Below are 314 nucleotides of genomic sequence, written 5' to 3'. Positions count from 1 at the left end.
GACTAATTAGTCGGCTGTCTTTTCGTTAAGCTAACGAGTAGGGTAGTATAGTAATTACAAAGAGGACCGCCTTTCAGCGGTCGGATCGTATTACTTTTCTTTTTGAATTTTTAAAAGTCTTAAGCTGTTAAGGGTCACAATCAAAGTTGCTCCCATGTCAGCCAGAATTGCAAGCCATAAGGTCAACCATCCGGGAACGATAAGTATTAAAGCTAACAACTTAATCCCTAAGGAAAAAGCTACGTTTTGTTTAATGATAGCCAGTGTTTTTTTACTTAAACGGATAGTGTAAGACAATTTTCTTAAATCATCTG

Annotated in this window: 1 pseudogene; it reads right to left on the bottom strand. The window is 36.9% G+C overall.

Annotated elements, in window-relative coordinates:
* Nucleotides 1-90 precede the first annotated feature (90 nt).
* Nucleotides 91-314: pseudogene (locus P364_RS35930) on the bottom strand (cation-transporting P-type ATPase); the annotation flags it as partial.

The organism is Paenibacillus sp. MAEPY2, assembly GCF_000499205.1.
In the GTDB taxonomy this organism is placed as follows: Bacteria; Bacillota; Bacilli; order Paenibacillales; family Paenibacillaceae; genus Paenibacillus; species Paenibacillus vandeheii.
The sequence above is the reverse complement of the archived record's forward strand: the minus strand, read 5'-3'. Positions and strand labels throughout refer to the sequence as shown.